General features: G+C 71.0%; 10 protein-coding genes and 1 pseudogene. 7 read left to right on the top strand and 4 right to left on the bottom strand.

Features of this window, described 5'->3' with window-relative positions; genetic code table 11:
* Positions 1-127 precede the first annotated feature (127 nt).
* The 5 genes from IOD14_RS28370 to IOD14_RS28350 all read left to right on the top strand — a co-directional run bounded on the left by IOD14_RS28370 (position 128) and on the right by IOD14_RS28350 (position 8338).
* Positions 128-1597 (top strand): aldehyde dehydrogenase family protein, encoded by a 1470-nt coding sequence (locus IOD14_RS28370; protein ID WP_123987648.1) that lies wholly within the window; start codon positions 128-130, stop codon positions 1595-1597.
* Positions 1598-1617: 20 nt separating this feature from the next.
* Positions 1618-2706, top strand: coding sequence for a glycine betaine/L-proline ABC transporter ATP-binding protein (locus IOD14_RS28365; protein WP_212671904.1), 1089 nt, complete (start codon positions 1618-1620; stop codon positions 2704-2706).
* Positions 2706-4715, top strand: coding sequence for an ABC transporter permease subunit (locus IOD14_RS28360; protein ID WP_212671903.1), 2010 nt, complete (start codon positions 2706-2708; stop codon positions 4713-4715). The genes IOD14_RS28365 and IOD14_RS28360 overlap by 1 nt, the downstream gene beginning before the upstream one ends.
* A 13-nt stretch (positions 4716-4728) precedes the next feature.
* The gene (locus tag IOD14_RS28355) at positions 4729-5694 is read left to right on the top strand and encodes an ABC transporter substrate-binding protein (RefSeq protein WP_212671902.1); all 966 of its coding nucleotides are present in this window, start codon (positions 4729-4731) and stop codon (positions 5692-5694) included.
* 205 nt (positions 5695-5899) lie between these two features.
* On the top strand, positions 5900-8338 hold the full coding sequence (locus IOD14_RS28350) for an FAD-dependent oxidoreductase (RefSeq protein WP_212671901.1): 2439 nt from the start codon (positions 5900-5902) through the stop codon (positions 8336-8338).
* A gap of 105 nt (positions 8339-8443) precedes the next feature.
* On the opposite strand, the gene IOD14_RS28345 is transcribed toward IOD14_RS28350, so the two are convergent.
* The 3 genes from IOD14_RS28345 to IOD14_RS28335 form a co-directional block, all read right to left on the bottom strand.
* Entirely contained in the window at positions 8444-9235 is a 792-nt protein-coding gene (locus IOD14_RS28345) for an IclR family transcriptional regulator (protein ID WP_123987643.1), read from the bottom strand.
* 32 nt (positions 9236-9267) lie between these two features.
* The gene (gene purU, locus IOD14_RS28340; RefSeq protein WP_212671900.1) at positions 9268-10140 is read right to left on the bottom strand and encodes a formyltetrahydrofolate deformylase; all 873 of its coding nucleotides are present in this window, start codon (positions 10138-10140) and stop codon (positions 9268-9270) included.
* 261 nt (positions 10141-10401) lie between these two features.
* Positions 10402-12018: an FAD-dependent oxidoreductase gene (locus IOD14_RS28335; RefSeq protein ID WP_249126094.1), complete on the bottom strand. Its 1617-nt coding sequence runs from the start codon at positions 12016-12018 to the stop codon at positions 10402-10404.
* 14 nt (positions 12019-12032) lie between these two features.
* Between IOD14_RS28335 and IOD14_RS28330 the strand changes: the two genes are divergently transcribed.
* Both IOD14_RS28330 and IOD14_RS28325 read left to right on the top strand, forming a co-directional pair.
* Positions 12033-12764: a TetR/AcrR family transcriptional regulator C-terminal domain-containing protein gene (locus IOD14_RS28330; protein WP_212671899.1), complete on the top strand. Its 732-nt coding sequence runs from the start codon at positions 12033-12035 to the stop codon at positions 12762-12764.
* Positions 12765-12881: 117 nt separating this feature from the next.
* A pseudogene (locus tag IOD14_RS28325) lies at positions 12882-13460 on the top strand (substrate-binding domain-containing protein); the annotation flags it as partial.
* A gap of 72 nt (positions 13461-13532) precedes the next feature.
* On the opposite strand, the gene IOD14_RS28320 reads toward IOD14_RS28325, so the two are convergent.
* A complete protein-coding gene (locus IOD14_RS28320; RefSeq protein WP_212673423.1) occupies positions 13533-17132 on the bottom strand; it encodes a LamG-like jellyroll fold domain-containing protein in 3600 nt (1199 codons plus the stop codon).
* Between the last annotated feature and the right edge of the window lie 11 nt (positions 17133-17143).

Genomic DNA, 17143 nt, shown 5'->3' with positions numbered 1-17143 from the left:
AAGGCGTCCGCGTGCCCAAACCGTCATCCCCCGACCCCTTGACGTGGGTTCACGCATTCTCCAGAGTGTTCCACCACAAGCAATGCGATGCGTCATGCGCAACGAAATCGCTCGAAGGGCTCCCGACGTGGCAGACCTGTACGTGGACGGTGAATGGCGGGATCCGGTGGCCGGCGGCCGCCGGGAGATCCGATGTCCCGCCGACGGCACGCTCTCCGCGACCGTGTCCGAAGGCACCCGGGCCGACACCGAGGCGGCCCTCGCCGCCGCCCGCCGGGCCTTCGACGAAGGGCCCTGGCCGCACACCCCCGAGCGGGAACGCGGCGCCCTGCTGCTGCGCACCGCCGACCTGATCGAGCGCGACGCCAAGGAGTTCGCCCGCGCCGAGTCGCTGGACACCGGCAAGCGGCTGGTGGAGAGCGAGTACGACATCGCCGACGTCGTCTCCTGTCTTCGCTATTACGGCGGGCTCGGCGGCACCGACGCCGGCCGTGTGATCGACACCGGACGGGACGACGCCGTCAGTCGCGTGGTCCACGAGCCGATCGGGGTCTGCGGACTGATCACACCGTGGAACTACCCACTTCTGCAAGCGAGTTGGAAAGTGGCCCCGGCTCTTCTCGCCGGCAACACGATCGTCCTGAAGCCCAGTGAGCTCACCCCCTCCACCTCGATCCTGCTCATGAGGGCACTGGAGGAGGCCGGACTCCCCGCCGGTGCGGCCAACCTCGTCCTCGGCACCGGCCCCGAGGTCGGCGCACCGCTGTCCGAGGACCCCCGCGTCGACATGGTGTCCTTCACGGGGGGCGTGGAGACCGGCAAAAGGATCATGGCCACCGCCGCCGCGACCGTGAAGAAGGTCGCGCTGGAACTCGGCGGCAAGAACCCCAACGTCGTCTTCGCCGACGCCGACTTCGAGACGGCCGTGGACTTCGCGCTCACGGCCGTCTTCCTGCACTCCGGGCAGGTCTGCTCGGCCGGGGCCCGGCTGATCGTCGAGGACTCGCTGCACGACCGCTTCGTCGACGAGGTGGTCCGCCGGGCCCGGCAGATCCGCCTCGGCGGGCCCTTCGACCCCGAGGCCGAGACCGGGGCGCTGATCTCGGCCCAGCACCTGGAGAAGGTCGAGGCGTACGTCGCGGCCGGTGTGGCCGAGGGCGCCGTCCTGCGCTGCGGCGGCGCGCGGCCCGCCGACCCGGCCCTCGCGAACGGCCACTACTACCCGCCCACCGTGCTCGACGAGTGCCGGCAGGACATGCGGGTGGTGCACGAGGAGTCCTTCGGGCCCGTGCTCACCGTGGAGCGCTTCACCGGTGAGGACGACGCCGTACGCATCGCCAACGACACGGAGTACGGACTCGCCGGGGCCGTGTGGACGCAGGACGCCGGGAAGGCCCAGCGGGTCGCCCGACGGCTGCGGCACGGCACGGTGTGGATCAACGACTACCACCCCTATGTGCCGCAGGCCGAATGGGGTGGCTTCGGACACTCCGGTGTGGGCCGGGAACTGGGACCGACCGGCCTCGACGAGTACCGCGAGCCCAAGCACATCTGGCAGAACATCCAACCCCGGCCGCAGCACTGGTTCCGCGGCTGAACGCCGAGAAGAGGTCGACCATGACCCCCACCAAGACCGAGGTGCCGCCGACGCGCGGCACACCCGAGGACGCGGCCCCGACACCGGTCATATCCGTGCGCGGGCTGTGGAAGGTGTTCGGGCCGAAGGCGGAGCAGGTACCGGGCTCCGAGGAGCTGTGCGGGCTCAGCCGCCGCGAGCTCATGGACCGCACGGGCTGCACCGCCGCCGTGCGCGACGTGCACTTCGAGGTCGCGCCCGGCGAGGTCTTCGTCGTCATGGGACTGTCCGGCTCCGGCAAGTCCACCCTGGTGCGCTGTCTGACCCGGCTGATCGAGCCCACCGCCGGCGAGATCGTCTTCGAGGGCGAGGACATCCGGGACGCCGACGAGCGCCGGCTGCGCGAACTGCGGCGCAGCAAGTTCTCCATGGTCTTCCAGCACTTCGGTCTGCTGCCCCACCGCCGCGTCGTCGACAACGTGGCGTTCGGGCTGGAGATCCGCGGCATGGGCAGGGCCGAGCGCACCCGGCGGGCGCTGGAGGTCGTCGAACTCGTGGGCCTGTCCGGCTACGAGAACTCCTACCCCGACCAGCTCTCCGGCGGCATGCAGCAACGCGTGGGCCTGGCACGGGCGTTGGCCGGCGACCCGGACGTCCTCCTCTTCGACGAGCCCTTCTCGGCGCTGGACCCGCTGATCCGCCGTGACATGCAGAACGAGGTCATCCGGCTGCACCACGAGGTCGGCAAGACGATGGTGTTCATCACCCACGACCTCTCCGAGGCGCTGAAGCTCGGCGACCGCATCCTCATCATGCGGGACGGAAAGATGGTCCAGTGCGGCACCGGCGACGAACTCGTCGGCGCCCCCGCCGACGACTACGTACGCGACTTCGTCAAGGACGTGCCGCGCGGCGATGTGCTCACCCTGCGCTGGATCATGCGCCCGGCCACCCCCGAAGACCCGCTGGACGGACCCGAGTTGGGCCCGGACGTGGTGGTGAAGGAGGCCACCCGGGCGGTGCTCGCGGCCGAGAAGCCCGTCAAGGTCGTCGAGAACGGCGAACTGCTCGGCATCGTCGGCGACGAGGAGATCCTCGCGGTGGTCGCCGGGCAGGAAGGCGACGCCTGATGACCGTCGCCATGGAGAAGCCCGAGACCTCGGGGGAGGCGCGGCAGTCCGCCCCGCCCCCACCCCCGGCCCCCGTGCGCAGGATCAGCCGGTCCATGGTCGTGGGCGCGATCCTCGTCGTCTGGCTCGTCCTCTTCGCCCTGCTGCGCGGAAAGCAGACCCTGGCGCTGGCCGCGGCCGACCTCACCGATCTGCACCGCTGGCTCAACGACGTCAACGACTCCATCGGCGCCAACCGCAACTCCAACCCGCTGTTCCTGTACTTCTTCAACGAGATCCGGCTGGTCATCGACAACCTGGTGACCTTCGTGCAGGACCTCATCTCCCAGCCGTCCGGTGACCGCCCGCTGCCGCAGATCGGCTGGCTCGGGGTCGTCGGGCTCGTCGGCTACGTCTCCTGGGCGGTCGCCAACTGGCGGGTCGCGCTGCTGGCCGTGGCCGGCTTCACCTTCCTCGGGCTCCAGGGCCTGTGGCAGGAGAGCATGGACACCCTGGCCCTGACCCTCTCCGCGGTCCTGGTGGCGCTGCTGTTCGCCCTCCCGCTGGGCGTGTGGGCCGGCCTGTCGGATCGGGCCAACCGGATCGCCACCCCGTTCCTGGACTTCATGCAGACGATGCCGACCTTCGTCTACCTGGCGCCGCTGACCCTGTTCTTTCTGATCGGCGGGGCCTCCGCCACCATCGCCACCGTCATCTACGCGGCGCCGCCGGCCCTGCGCATCACCGCGCACGCCATCCGCTCGGTGCCCGCGACGACGGTCGAGGCGGCCGACTCCATGGGCGCCACCCGCAGACAGTCGCTGCTCAAGGTGCTGCTGCCGATGTCCAAGCGGACCGTGGTGATGGGCGTCAACCAGACCATCATGGCCGCCCTGGCGATGGTGACCATCGCGGCCCTGATCGACGCCCCCGGGCTCGGCAAGACCGTCGTCCAGGCCCTGCAGTCCCTCGACGTCGGCACGGCCTTCAACGCGGGCCTCGCGATCGTCGTCATGGCGATCGTCCTGGACCGGGTCACCACCGCGGCGAGCGGACGCGCGGAGGCCGCCCGGCGCAACGCCGGCCCCCTGCTCAAGTGGCGTCGGCACCTGCTCGTGGCCGGGGGAGCGGTGGCGGCCGTACTGGTCTATCTGTCGCACACCTATGTGTGGGCGGCCGAGTTCCCCGGGGAGGGAAGCACCGGCAGCAACATCGCCAAGGCGGCCGACAACGTGACCACCTGGGCGCAGGACAACCTGTCCGGGCTGACCAACGGCTTCCGCGACGTCATCACCAACGGACTGCTCAACCCCTTCCAGACCCTGCTGACGGACTCCCCGTGGTGGCTCGTCGGCGCGGCCCTGATCGGGATCGCCGTGGTACTGGGCGGCCCGCGCGCGGGGATCACCACCGCCGTGTGCGTGGGACTCCTGGTCGCCACCGGCGTGTGGTCGGACGGCATGACGACCCTGGCCTCCACCGTCGTGGCGACCGTGCTGGTCATGCTGCTCGGCGTGGTCTTCGGGGTGTGGATGGGACGCAGCGCGCTGGTGGACCGGCTGGTGCGGCCCACCCTCGACGCGGCCCAGGTCATGCCGCCGTTCGTCTATCTCGTGCCGTTCCTCGCCCTGTTCGGCGCGACCCGGTTCACGGCCATCGTCGCCGCGATCGTCTACGCGGCCCCGGTCGCCATCAAGATCATCGCCGACGGGGTGCGGACCGTCCCGGCCACCACCGTCGAGGCGGCGACCTCCACCGGGTGCAACACCTGGCAGATCATCACCAAGGTCCAGTTGCCGATGGCCCGCAGCGCCCTGACGCTCGCGACCAACCAGGGCCTGATCTACGTGCTGGCGATGGTCGTCGTCGGCGGCCTGGTGGGCGCGGGTGCCCTCGGCTACGACGTGGTGGCGGGCTTCTCGCAGGGACAGCTGTACGGCAAGGGCCTGGCGGCCGGGCTCGCCATCGTCCTGCTGGGCGTCATGTTCGACCGGATCACTCAGGCAGCGGCTCGCCGCACCAGCGATTGAGGAGCACGACACGATGGCAAGACACTGGCGAGCCGGCGCGGCCGGCCTGGCCGTCCTCGGCCTCACCCTCACGGCCTGCGGCGGCGCGAAGGTCGGTGACTCCTCGGAGGCCGGCGGATCGGGCAGCTCCGGCAAGTGCGGCACCTTCAACCTCGCGGTCAACCCGTGGGTGGGCTACGAGGCCGACGCGGCGGTTGTCGCGTACGTCGCCGAGAACGACCTGAAGTGCAAGGTCACCAAGAAGGACCTCAAGGAGGAGATCGCCTGGCAGGGCTTCGGGACGGGCGAGGTCGACACCGTCCTGGAGAACTGGGGCCACGACGACCTGAAGAAGAAGTACATCACCCAGCAGAAGACCGCCGTGGAGGCCGGCTCGACCGGCAACAAGGGCATCATCGGCTGGTACGTGCCGCCGTGGCTGGCCAAGGCCCACCCGGACATCACGAACTGGAAGAACCTCAACAAGTACGCCGCGAACTTCAAGACCTCCGAGTCCGGCGGCAAGGGCCAGCTCCTGGACGGCGACCCGTCGTACGTCACCAACGACGAGGCTCTGGTGAAGAACCTGAAGCTGGACTTCAAGGTGGTGTACGCGGGCAGCGAGACCGCGCTGATCCAGGCGTACCGCGACGCCGAGAAGAACAAGAAGTGGGTGATCGGCTACTTCTACGAGCCGCAGTGGTTCCTGTCCGAGGTGCCCCTCGTCAAGGTCGACCTGCCCGCGTACAAGACGGGCTGTGACGCCGACCCTGCCAAGGTCGCCTGCGACTACCCCGTCTACGACCTCGACAAGATAGTCAGCGCCAAGTTCGCCAAGTCGGGCAGCCCGGCCTACGACCTGGTGAAGAAGTTCAACTGGACCAACGACGACCAGAACACCGTGGCCAAGTACATCGCGGTGGACAAGATGACGCCGGAGGCGGCGGCCAAGAAGTGGGTCGACGCCAACCGTGCCAAGGTCGACGCCTGGATCAAGTAAGCCTGGGCCGAGCAGGTCCGGTCGAGAAGCCCGGTGGGCGGCGCGCGGGTGTGCGCCGCCCACCGGGCCTTGCCGTTTCCGGAGCCGTTCCCCGCCCGTTCCGCCACGTCACCGGGCCTCTTGACACCCACTCGCACGGCGGGCACATTGAGTTGCGCAGCCTGAATCGTGTTGCGCACAAAGCAACTTAACCGGAGGTGCGGCGATGGCGGGACCCCGAGTGGTCATCATCGGAGCGGGCGTCGTCGGCGCGGCACTCGCCGACGAGATCTCCGCGCGCGGCTGGACCGAGGTGACCGTGGTCGACCAGGGCCCGCTCCCGGCCACCGGAGGGTCGTCCTCGCACGCCCCGGGACTGGTCTTCCAGGCCAACCCCTCCAAGACCATGACCGAACTGGCCCGCTACACCGTCGAGAAGTTCTGCTCCCTCGACGTCGACGGACAGCCCTGCTTCCTCCAGGTCGGCGGCCTGGAGGTGGCGACCACCCCGGAGCGCGTCACGGAACTGCACCGGCGGCACGGCTGGCTCACCGCCTGGGGAGTCGAGTCGCGTGTCCTGACCGCCGAGGAGTGCGTCGAGAAGCACCCCCTGGTCAACCGCGACCGGGTCCTCGCGGGCCTGCACATCCCGACCGACGGCCTCGCCAAGGCGGTCCTCGCCGTCGAGGCACAGATCCGCCGGGCCACCGAGCGCGGAGTGACCTTCCTGGCCCGCCACGAGGTCCTGGACGTGCTCCGGTCCGACGGCGAGGTGACGGGCGTCCGCACCGACCAGGGCGACCTGCAGGCCGACATCGTGGTGTGCTGCGCCGGCATCTGGGGCCCGAAGATCGCCCGCATGGTCGGCATGAACCTCCCGCTCACCCCGCTCGGCCACCAGCTCGCCTGGACCGGCCCGGTCCCGGCGCTCGCCGGCCAGACCGAGGAGGCGGTGCGCCCGATCCTGCGCCACCAGGACGCCGACCTCTACTACCGCGACCGCTACGACACCCTCGGCATCGGCTACTACGGGCACCGCCCCATGCCCATCACCGCCGACGAGATCCTCTCCGTCGACGAGGCCGACGCGATGCCCTCCGTCCTGAAGTTCACCGAGGACGACTTCGCGGACGCCTGGACCGAGACGCAGTCACTGCTCCCCGCGACGAAGGACGCCAAGGTGGAGGAGGGCATCAACGGCCTCTTCTCCTTCACCACCGACGGCCTGCCCCTCCTCGGCGAGTCCCCCGACGTCAAGGGTTTCTGGGTCGCCGAGGCCGTCTGGGTCACCCATTCCGCCGGTGTCGGCCGTGCCGTCGCCGAGTGGCTGGTCGACGGCCACTGCTCCTCCTTCGACCTCCACGAGTGCGACGTCAACCGCTTCGAGCCGCACCAACTGTCCCCGGAGTACGTGCTGGCCCGGGACTGCCAGAACTTCGTCGAGGTCTACGACATCCTCCACCCGCTCCAGCCCTCCGGCGACCCGCGGCCGATCCGCACCACCCCCTTCTACGGCCGCCAACAGGAGCTCGGCGCCTTCTTCCTGGAGGCGAACGGCTGGGAGCGGCCGCACTGGTACGAGGCCAACGCCGGCTTGGTGGAAGGCCGTTCGATCGTCACCCCCAACGACTGGGCCGCCCGCTACTGGTCGCCCATCGTCGGCGCCGAGGCGCAGACCACCCGCGAGACCGTCGCCATGTACGACATGACGGCCCTCAAGCGCCTGGAGGTGAGCGGGCGGGGCGCGGCCGACTTTCTGGAGCGGCTGTGCACCGGCAAGGTCGCCAAGTCCGTCGGCTCGGTGACGTACACGCTGCTGCTGGACCACGACGGCGGCATCCGCAGCGACATCACCGTCGCCCGGCTGGGCCCCGACGTCTTCCAGGTCGGCGCCAACGGCAACCTGGACCTCGACTGGTTCACCCGCCACCTCCCCGCCGACGGCACGGTCCAGGTCCGTGACATCACCCCCGGCACCTGCTGCATCGGCCTGTGGGGGCCCCTGGCCCGGGACGTCCTCCAGCCGCTCACCGACGAGGACTTCTCGGCCACGGGCCTGAAGTACTTCCGCGCCAAGCGCGCCCACATCGGGTCCGTCCCGGTGACGGCCATGCGTCTGTCGTACGTCGGAGAGCTCGGCTGGGAGCTGTACACCACGGCCGACCTGGGGCAGAAGCTGTGGGACACGCTCTGGCGGGCGGCGCAGCCGCTGGGCGGCATCGCGGCCGGCCGGGGCGCCTTCAACAGCCTCCGCCTGGAGAAGGGTTACCGCTCCTTCGGCACCGACATGACCTACGAGCACGACCCCTACGAGGCCGGCGTCGGCTTCGCCGTCAAGGCCGACAAGGAGGACTTCGTCGGCAAGGCGGCCCTGGAGCGACGCCGGGCCGACGTACGGCGCAGGCTGACCTGTCTGACCATCGAGGACCCGCGGGCCGTCGTCATGGGCAAGGAGCCGGTGTACGACGGGCGGCGCGCGGTCGGCTACGTCACCAGCGCCGCCTTCGGGCACACCATCGGCAAGGGCATCGCATACGCCTGGCTGCCGGCGGAGCTGGCGGCGGCCGGTCAGCCGCTGCACATCGGCTACTTCGACCGGCGCGTGGAGGCGGTCGTGGCCGAGGAGCCGCTGTTCGACCCGGCGATGTCCCGTCTTCGGGGCTGAGCGGGCCGCAGAGGGCGGGAGGGCTGTAGGGGGTGCCGTGCGGGAGGACGACCGACGGCACCTCCGGGACGTCCACCGCGGTCCGGGCGCGCGGTGGGCCCGGTCTCAGCCCACGTAACCGAGCCGGTGGCTGAGTTCGTCGGCGCCCTCGACCAGGACCGGAGCCAGCTCGTGCATCCGCTCCTCGGTGAGCCGGAAGGCGGGCCCCGAGGCAGTGAGGGCGGCGACGACCTTGCCGTCACCGGAACGCACCGGCGCCGCCATGGCGTTGAGGCCCTCCTCGTACTCCTCCACCGTCATGGCGTAGCCCAGCTCACGGACCCGGACCAGCTCCGCCTCCAGCTGGTGCCGGTCGGTCAGTGTGCGGGCCGTCATCCGTTCGAGCCCGGCCACGGCGACCAGTTCGTCGCGGCGCTTTTCCGTGAGATGGGCGAGCAGGACCTTGCCGCTCGACGTGCAGTGCATCGGCGTCAGCCGGCCGACCCAGTTCTGGGCGGTGATGGCCGACTGGCCGCGCACCTGGTCGAGGTTGATCACATGATGGGACTCCAGGACCGCGATGTTCATCGTCTCGCCCAGCTTGTCGGCGAGGCGCTCGCAGATCCCGCGGCCGTGCTTGGTGACGTCGATGCGCCCGGTGACCGCCCCGGCCAGCCGCACGATGCCGAAGCCGAGGCGGTACTTCCCGCGCTCGCCCTCCTGCTCCACCATCCCGTGCGCCTCCAGGGCACCGAGCAGGCGGAACGCGGTGGACTTGTGGACGTCGATCGCCTCGGCCACTTCACTGACGCCTGCCTCGCCGCGCTGGGCGAGGATCTCCAGCACGGTGACAGCCCGGTCGACGGACTGCACCCCGCCGCCGGACGTGCCCCCGGACTCGGTGCCGTAGCTGCTCATGGCGAAACCCTATGCGAACAGGTCAACAGCGGTCAGCGGAAGACCACCGTGCGATGGCCGTTGATCATGACGCGGCTCTGGCTGTGCCACTCCACGGCCCGGGCGAGGACCTGTGCCTCGACGTCCCGGCCCAGGGTGACCAGACTCTGCGCGCTCTGGGCGTGGTTCACGCGGATGACGTCCTGCTCGATGATGGGCCCCTCGTCGAGATCCGGGGTGACGTAGTGGGCGGTGGCCCCGACGAGCTTCACCCCCCGCTCGTGCGCCTGGACGTAGGGCCGCGCGCCCTTGAAGCTCGGCAGGAACGAGTGGTGGATGTTGATGGCCCGGCCTTCGAGCTGCTTGCACAGGTCGTTCGAGAGGATCTGCATGTAGCGGGCGAGGACCACGAGGTCGACGTCCAGCCGGTCGACCAGGTCGAGCAGCCGCGCCTCCGCGTCCGCCTTCGTCTCCGGGGTCACCGGGATGTGGTGGAAGGGGATGCCGTAGCTCTCGGCGAGCGGGGCGAAGTCCCGGTGGTTGGAGACGATCGCGGGCACCTCGATGGCGAGTGCGCCGGTGCGCTGCCGGAAGAGCAGGTCGTTCAGGCAGTGGCCGAACTTCGACACCATGATCAGGGTGCGGGTCGGGGTGGCCGCTCTGCGCAGCTGCCAGGTGATGCGGTACGCCTCGGCGACCGGCGCGAAGCCGGAGCGCAGGTCCTCCAGTGTGGTGCTCGGGTCCGAGACGTCGAAGTGGACCCGCATGAAGAAGCGGTCCTGGAGCCGGTCGTCGAACTGCTGGCTCTCCTGGATGTTCCCGGAGTGCCGGACCAGGAAGCCGGTCACGGCGTGGACGAGGCCGGAGCGGTCCGGGCAGGACAGGGTGAGGACGAACTCGCGGTCGGGTTGCGGTCGAAGAGACACTGAGTCCTCCCGAAGGCTGCGCATTACGCAACAGTGCGACTGATACGCAACATGGTCCCGGCAGGGGCGGCCCTCGGTCAAGGGCTCACCGCCGCGTCCCGCCCCTTGGCGCCCGGGCCCGCACCCGGCCGGGAACGCTCCGCGGAAGTCAACGGCCGGGCCGCCCCCGGCAAAGGCGGAGGCAGGATTCGCCCTCGTGGGCCGCCGCCCCCGGCTCCATGACCATCCGGCCGCACGGCGTTCACGGCCTCTCGCCCGGCCTCACCGGGCCAAGGACGGGGCGGGGGTTCCGGCCCAGCGACGCAGGGCGGCGTCGAGGCCCTCGGCAGCGGCGGTGCCGGTGGTGGCGCCGATGCCGTCGCAGGCCCACGCGACCACGCCGTCCGGGCGTACCAGCACCCCGGCCGGCGTGCCGTCCGCGTCGCGCACGCTGCGCACGCGCCCCTCCCATCCCGCGGCGAGGCGGGCGAACGTACCGTCCGCCGTGCGGTCGAGCAGCAGGAACCCGCCGCCGTGGCCGTGGTCGACCAGCCGGGAACCGTCCCTCAGCCACAGGTCGGGGACGAACCGGCCGACCAGCGGATGACCGCCGGGCAGGTCGAGGCGCTGGGTGACACCGGAGATCTTCTTGACCGCGTAGGTCGCGCCGTCCCGGGTGCTCAGCAGATCGGCGACGATCTCCCGCAGCGCGCCCGACTTGGCGTCCCCGCGCAGCACGCCGATCTGGGCCCGCGTCCAGTCCAGCACCCAGGCGCCCAGGGGGCGGCGCTCGGTGTCGTAGGTGTCGAGCAGCCCCTCGGGCGCCCACCCGGCGAGCACGGCACCGAGCTTCCAGCCCAGGTTCGTCGCGTCGCCCACGCCGAGGTTGAGCCCCTGGCCGCCGAACGGCGGGTGCACATGCGCGGCGTCACCGGCCAGCAGGATCCGCCCCGACCGGTAGGCCGCGGCCTGACGGGTGTTGTCGGTCCAGCGGGTCGGCGCGGCGCGCAGCGCGGTGAGGGTGACGTCGGTGCCCGAGATCCGGCGCAGAGCGGCCTGCACCGCCTCCAGGGTGACCGGGGTGGAGCGGTCGGCGGGAGGGCTGTCGAACTCCACGGTGGCCACTCGCCCGGGCTGCGGTCCGTAGCGGTACGCCCCGCGGGCCGACCAGGTCCAGCCGTCGGTGAGCGGGGAGGGGTCGGCGATGTCGACGAGCGCCTGGTAGCCGGTGAGTTCGGGGTCGGTGCCGGGGAAGCCGATGCCCGCGAGGCGGCGCACGGTGCTGTGCCCGCCGTCGCAGCCGACCAGCCACCGGGTGCGCACGGGCCCGGCGGTGGTGCCGACCAGGACACCGTCGCCGGTGTCCTCGAGAGAGGTGACCTCCACCCCGCGCCGCACCGGCACGCCGAGCCGGGCGGCGTGGTCGGCCAGCAGCGCCTCCAGCCGGGGCTGGGGCAGCATGCGCGCCCCCTCGGCGGCGGTGTGCGCGGCGAGGTCGGGATCGGACCAGTCCACGAGGCCGGGGTCGAGGGGCATGCCCGCGAAGTGCCCGGTGAACCGCGACTCGGCCGCCCGCCGGCCGGTACCGGGCGCCCGGTCGGCGGCCACGGGGGAGAAGGAGCCCACCTGTTGGAGGGTCTCTCGCTGCACCTGTTCGGCTGCGGGGAGCAGGCCGCGGCGGTCGAGTGCCTCGGCCGTCGGCACGTTGACGGACTGCGCCTTCATCGCCCGGTCCGGCTCGGCCCGCCGTTCGAGTATCTGCACCGTCGCCCCGAAGAGAGCCAGCTCCGCGGCGAGCACGAGGCCCACCGGCCCGGCCCCGACCACGGTCACGTCCATGTTCTGCTGCATATCGACTGTCACGAACGCTGTTCTATGATGGAACACTGTTCGTGTCAAGTTATGATGTCCGGGTGAACCCGAGAGAGCGACGCGCGGCCCGCCACCGGCCGCCGAACCCCGAGGCCGGAAGCGACCCCAGGCCGCGGCGCCGCACGGTCCCGATCACCGTGGAACAGGTCGTCGACACCGCGCTCGGCCTCGTCGCCGCAGAGGGCTACGAGGCCCTGACCATGCGGCGGGTGGCAGGCGCGCTCGAGACCGGACCCGCCTCGCTCTACGCCCACGTGGTCAACAAGGCCGACCTCGACGAGCTGCTCATCGGGCGGCTGTGCTCCGAACTGGTGCTGCCGGAACCCGATCCCGCGGCCTGGCGGGAACAGATCCGCGGTGTGTGCGCCCAGATCCGCGACCAGTACCTGAAGTACCCCGGCATCTCGCGTGCGGCCCTCGCCATGGCCCCCACCGACCTCGAGATCGTCCGGGTCAGCGAGGGCATGCTGGGCATCCTGCTCGCGGGCGGTGTCGCCCCGCAGTCCGCGGCCTGGGCGATCGACGCCCTCCTGCTGTACGTGGCCGCGTACACCCTCGAGACGTCGATCGCGCGCCGCAGGTCGGCGCACGAGGACGCCGAGTGGGTCCTCGACCGGGACGAACTGCTGCGCCGGTTCACCGACCTGCCCGCCGAGACCTTCCCGCACACCACCCGCCACGCCACCGAGCTCGCCGCCGGCGAGGGCCACGACCGGTTCGACTTCACCCTCGGCCTGATGATCGACGGCCTCGCCCACGGCCGACCGGGATGACCCGCCCATCGGCGTGGCCCGGCCGGCCCCCGCCCGAACCATGCTGAGCAGGAATTGAACCCTCGGAATCGGGAGACATCGATGACGCCGGTGGGAGCGCAGGGCGGGAGCCCTGGAGCACCGCGAGCCGTGGACGCGGGCGTCGGCGCCGAGTCGCTGGCCCGGACGGCCACCGAACACCTGCTGGACCTCGGGCATGCCACGGTCCATCACCTGGCTGGTCCGCAGCAGTGGTTCGCCGCCCGGGACCGGCTCCAGGGCTGGCGGACGGCGCTCGCGGCGCGCGACCGGCGCCGGCCCGCCGTCGTCGAGGGCGACTGGTCGGCCTCGTCCGGCTACGCGACGGGGCGCGAACTCGCCGCCGCCGGCGACGTCACCGCGGTGTTCGCCGCCAACGACGACATGGCCATCGGTCTGATCCGGGCACTCCTGGAGGCGGGCGTGCGGGTGCCGGAGGACGTGAGTGTCGTCGGCTTCGACGACCTCCCCGTCTCCGCCTATGTCAGCCCACCGCTGACCACCGTGCGCCAGCCCTTCGACGCCGTCGCCCGCGAGGGCCTGCGGCTCCTGGTGCAGGCCATCGAGAAACCGGACGTCGAACCGGAGCCGGCGAGCGACCCACCGGTCGAACTCGTCGTACGCGCTTCGACGGCACCCCCGCCGACGGGCGGGCGGCGTCCGGCCGCCACCGGCTGACCGGCCCCGTCTGCCGGGTCGCACCGGAACCGGCACCGGCGGCGCGTCACGGCGCCGCCGGTGCCGGTCACCTCAGCGCACCTCGCGCGCGTACGGTGCCACGGCGATCCGGTCGATCAGGGGCGCGTACCGCGAGCGGAGCAGCACCCCGGGGAAGGTGTCCGAGGCGTAGGTCGTGCCGTCGAAGTTCGGCAGCTCCTCGGAGCGGAAGGTGATCGTGTTCTGTCCCTTCTTCAGGGTGACGGGGACGGTCAGTTCCCAGAAGTTGTTCTGGTGGAAGGTGTGCGGGAATCCGACGCGCCGCGTCTCGCCGCCGTTGACGGTGATGTCGGCGTGCCGGGCCAGCGGGTCCGGGTTGTAGTGGGTGGCCTCCGACTGCTCCGGGTTGGAGTAGCGGATCCGCAGCGCGTACAGCCCGGCCCGGTCCGCGGCGACGGTGAACGTGGCCGTGTTCTTGTTGCCCGGGTCGCCCCCGATGCCGGTGATCGCCGTGCCGTCGGTGGCCAGGGAGAGCGGGGTGAGCGTGGCCGAGCCCGCGAGTGCCGCGTCCTGGGCCTCGTACGTACGGGCCTTCAGCGCGCCCTCGGTCGGGGTGACCGTGAGACGGTCGACGAGGGTGGTCGACGAACCGCCCGTCACGGTCACCTTGTTGACTCCTCCGGAGAGGGAGACCGCGACACGGTTGCGGTCCTTGGCGAGGCGCAGGACGTCGTGTCCGTTGACGGAGAGCCCGGCGCCGGTGCCGCCGAGGGTGTCGACCTTGAGCGTGGCCTCACGGTCGGCGGGGGAGTACACCCAGAACGTGGCCGTCTGGCCCTTGGCGAGCCGGGCCGCGCCCGATCCGGAGCCCCCCACGTTGTAGGCGGGCTGTGCTCCGCCGCCCAGCCAGGCCAGCTCGCCCTCGTGGACCTGCGTGTCGGCCGAGGCGGCCGGCAGGGCGAGGGTGAGGCGGTCGACGATCGCGTCGCCCTTCGTCACCCGCTTGCCGTCCAGGCTCTTCGCGGCCAGCGTCAGCGTGTGCCTGCCCTTGGTGAGCTTCACCTTGGTGTCGGTGTGGTCCCACACCACCCACTTGTAGCCGAGCGGCAGGTAGAGCTGCTGCTCGCCGGCGGCCCGGCCGTCCACCCGCAGGAAGACGTCGGTGGGTCCCTGCTCCTTCACCTTGTCGAAGGTGTTGAGGGAGTTGGCGAAGACGCTCAGGTCGTAGGTGCCGTCCTCGGGCACGTCCACGGTGAAGTCGAGCGTGACGTCCGAGCCGGTGCGCAGCCCGCCCACGTCGTAGCCGCCCGAGGTGTAGAACTTCGATACGTCGGAGGTGGAGCCCTCCGGGCCGTTCTTCGAGTAGCCGGACCCGGTGTGCGCGGCGTCCTCCGCCTCGTAGGAGCCCTGCCAGCGCACCGGCGGCGACTGGGTCTTCGCCGCCTTCCCGGCCGGGCTGAGCACGATCTCGTACGCCGAGGACTCCTTCAGCCTCGGCAGCGTGCCGTCACCGAAGTCGACGGTGACCGTGCCGTCGTCCGCGACCTTCAGGTTCGTCTCGGTGAGCAGCTTGGGGCCGGAGTTGTCGCCGACCTGCCCGCTCCACTCGATCTCCCGCACCCAGGCGTGGACGTTCCTGCCGAAGAGCTTCTTCGGGACCCCGGCGAAGGTGATGTGCCCCTTGCCGGTGGAGCCGCCGAAGAGCAGCCGGGCCTGCTTCTTCTTCTCGTCGAGGGTGGCCACGCCCTGCATGGTGTAGTTCTGGCCGGGGAACGGCGGGGTCACCGACACCGTGTGCCCGGTCATCGAGGCGTACGAGTTCAGCAGCCACCACTGGCCGTTGCCCCGGTTGGACTGCACCGCGGAGTCGGAGAGGTTGCCGTCGATGTTCCAGTAGGCGATGTCGGCGTCCACCTTGGACTCCTCGATCGCGGAGACCCACTGGATCATCTGGCCGGGCACGGAGGTGTGGTAGTTGAAGGCGTACTCGTTGATGTTGACGGGCAGTTGGGTGCCCTCGCGGTCGGTGCCCCTGAACAGCTCCTTCTCCCACACCCGGTACTTGGCCACGCTCGCGCGCACCGCCTCCGGGTGGCTCAGCTCGTGCCAGGTGATGACGTCCGGGAGGGTATTGGCGGCCAGGGCGTGGGTGAGGAAGCCCTTCACCTGGTCGTACAGGACGCTGGTGTTGGGACCGGCGATACGGGCCTCGGGCATCCTGCCCTTGATGAGCCGGTAGGCGGAGTCCCAGGCGGCGAAGTAGTCCTTGGGGTCGCTGAGCCAGCTGACCTTGTCGTAACTCCACTGCCCGGTGCCGAACATGTTGCCCTCGGGCTCGTTGAACGGCACGAAGACGATGTTGTCCTGGTACTGCTTGGGCAGCTGCAGCACCTGGTCGACCTGCTTGGCGATCTTCTCCTCGTAGAGCCTCAGCTTCTCCGCGGGGGTGTCGCCGGGCCACTCGTACGGGAAGCCGCGGTGGATGTCGGTCATGTAGATGTACACGTCGCCGTCGGTGGAGTCGGCCAGCGGCCTCACCACGTCGAGGGCGTCGGCGCCGGGGTGCTGCGGGCCGTCCTGCGCCTTGGTCGAGACCGTGCGCAGGCCCATGCCCTCGATGAGGTTGTTGGTGGGGACGTCCGGGCCGTAGACGCCGTAGAGGGTGCCGGAGGCGCCGCCGTGGAAGGCGCCGGTGTCCGAGCCGAGGTCGACCGTGAGCGCGCCCTCGCGGACCACGGTGACGGTCGCCCGCACCGCGCGTCCGGAGGCGGTTCCCGCCACCGTGAAGGTTCCCGGCCGTGCGTACTTGTCGGCGGGTATCGCCTCCCAGACGACGGGGGTGTCACGGTCGTAGCCGTCGGAGAAGGTGGCCCGGACGGCGGCCGGGAGGGTGGGGGCGGTCCCGTCGGTCGTACGGACGTCGAAGGACGTCGTCGACAGTTCCTGGAGGGTGGGCACGGCCCCGACCAGCCCGGCCACCTGCTCGGCGCTGAGCGCCGAGTGCCACACGGCGAAGTCGTCGACGGCGCCCTTGAGCAGCGGGTCCGGGTAGAGGGACTTGCCGATGAAGCCGGCGGCGGTGGCCGAATCGCTCAGCAGGTCCTTGGCCTTGATGGCGGTCGCGGCGGAGGAGACCGCCACGCCGTCGAGGTAGGTGGTGAGCCGGCCGGTGGCGGTGTCGAGGGTGACGGTGACCGTCCGCCATCCGTCCGCGGGCAGTGCCGCGTAACCGCGGACCTGCGCCTCCGCACCGCCTCCGCCGGTGGTCACGGAGGTCTGGAACAGTCCGTTGCCGTTGTACGGGGTGCTGAAGAGGTACTTGCTGGTGTCCGTGCCCAGATCGAAGATCCGTTGCCAGGACGCCTGTTCGCCGCTCCACTTCACCCGGGCGGAGACCGTCAGATCGCTCGCGCCACCGAGCACCTCGCGGGGCAGACGGACGTAGGCGCCGTCGGAGGTGGGTGCCCCGCCCGGCAGGGCCAGCGCCCGGCCGCCGTCCGCGCCCGCCACGGACTGTGCCGTCGAGCCGTTGACCAGGCTCGCCGTCAGGCCGTTGCCGGAGCTGTCGGTGATCTTCCCGGAGTCGAGGTCGTCCTGGTCGAAGGTGTAGCGGGCGACGGGCCCGGGGGCCTCGGCCGCGTGCGCGGGGACGGCGGGCGCGGCCAGCAGTCCCGCGCCGAGGGCCAGCGCCATGGCGGCCGGTG

It is taken from the genome of Streptomyces sp. A2-16 (genome assembly GCF_018128905.1).
Taxonomy (GTDB): domain Bacteria; phylum Actinomycetota; class Actinomycetes; order Streptomycetales; family Streptomycetaceae; genus Streptomyces.
This window is presented reverse-complemented; position numbering and strand designations above follow the sequence as displayed.